This is a genomic window from Aerococcus sp. L_32, from assembly GCF_050689315.1.
On the sequence record NZ_JBOEQF010000431.1, the window covers coordinates 1 to 1,614 of the forward strand.

At 43.1% G+C, this 1,614-nt stretch carries 2 protein-coding genes; both read right to left on the reverse strand.

The genetic code is table 11. The features are described from left to right. Positions 1-540: potassium transporter TrkG (locus ACRCJ0_RS13655; protein WP_431390775.1), on the reverse strand; the 540-nt coding region annotated here is incomplete at its 3' end. Next, the coding region (locus tag ACRCJ0_RS13660; protein ID WP_431390776.1) for a TrkA C-terminal domain-containing protein at positions 537-1,614 on the reverse strand (1,078 nt) is incomplete at its 5' end. The genes ACRCJ0_RS13660 and ACRCJ0_RS13655, both read right to left, overlap by 4 nt.

Below are 1,614 nucleotides of genomic sequence, written 5' to 3' on the forward strand. Positions count from 1 at the left end.
AGAAGAGACCCTAGATTCAAGCTTACCTGTCGTTGGTCCTGGTAACTCCGCTCGCATGACGTATACCCCTTTTGCCCCCATATTTGGGACGATATAAAGGAGGAAGATCAATATCCCCATACCCCCTACCAGTAAGGTAAAAGACCGCCAGAACATCAAGGACTCAGGTAATACGTCAAGTGTGTCGACTAGAACGCTAGCCCCAGTAGTGGTAAAACCGGATACCGCTTCAAATAAGGCGTCGACGTAGGAAGTGACAGCGCCTGACAAATAGAATGGTAAGGCCCCAAAAATGGAAATCAAAAACCAGGATAAGGAGACTAAAACGAAACCTTCTCGGGCAAAGAATACGTCTTTCTCTGGTTGTCTAAAGGACATGACCTTACCGACAATAAAGGTAATTATCATGGACATGACAAAGGCTAAGATAACCTTGACTTCGTTTTGGTAGATAACAGCTACTAATAATGATGGCAGCATCAGTAGCGACAAGACCATGAGTAGCCGGCCAATTAAATATTGGATGTAGGACCAATTCATTCGCCATCTCTCCTTTTCTTCTTCACCACGATGTCATTAAAGTTCCGAATTTGATCTTCGGTATCGATAACTAGGACATGGTCACCAGGAATAAAGGCATCGTCCCCACTTGGAATGATCATTTCCTTGTTGCGGACGATTAAACCAATCATCAAACCTGGTCTAAAAGTCATATCTTTGATCGGTGTGGCAAGAATTTTACAATCTGGGCTCAAGACAAATTCTAGGACGGCTGTTTTATTGTCTGATAAACGGGCATAGTTTTGTAATTTGTCGGATTGACTAGAGGCAATTGAGCTAACATGACGGGTTACCGCGTCTACAATAGCCTTTCTAGGAGATAAAATCACGTCTAGTTTACTATCATCAATCAAGCGGATTAAGCCTGGTCGGTTCACCTTGGTAATGGTTTTGCGAACGCCGGCATTTTTCCCGTATAAAGACACCATCAGGTTCTCTTCGTCTGAGTTGGTTAAAGTCAGCAAGAGGTCAAAATTTTCTACTCGTTGTTCATTTAAGACATACTGGTCAGTTCCATCATCATAGATGACTTCTGTATTAGTAAATTGGTTGGCCAATTCAGAAGCCCGGTTCTTATCTAGCTCGATCAAACGGGTATGAATCCCCCTAGCATGTAGGAGTGGAATCAGATAGTGGTTAATCCGGCTTCCCCCAACGATTAAGGCGGATCTATATCGTTTTACTTTCTTATGGCCAGCAGCAACGAAAAAGTCCTGTAAAGCTTCACGTTTGGCGAAAATCTCCACAAAGTCCCCTGGTAACAAGATTGAATTTCCGTCTGGAATAAGGGTCTCCCCGTTACGTTCAACTGCCACCACAATCACTTCTGGAATATTACGACGAATGTCTCGAATATACTGGTTGACGATCCGTGACTTCTCCATAATCCGCACTTTAATAAGGTGCATACGGTTATGGTAAAAAGGCTCCACAAAGGTTGCTGACGGGTAATCGATGACTTGAATAATGTCTTTAGCTGCAACCCTATCCTGGTTGATCAGGTAATCAATACCAAGATTAGATTGGATAAAACCTTGTTGCGCTGTAAAGGCT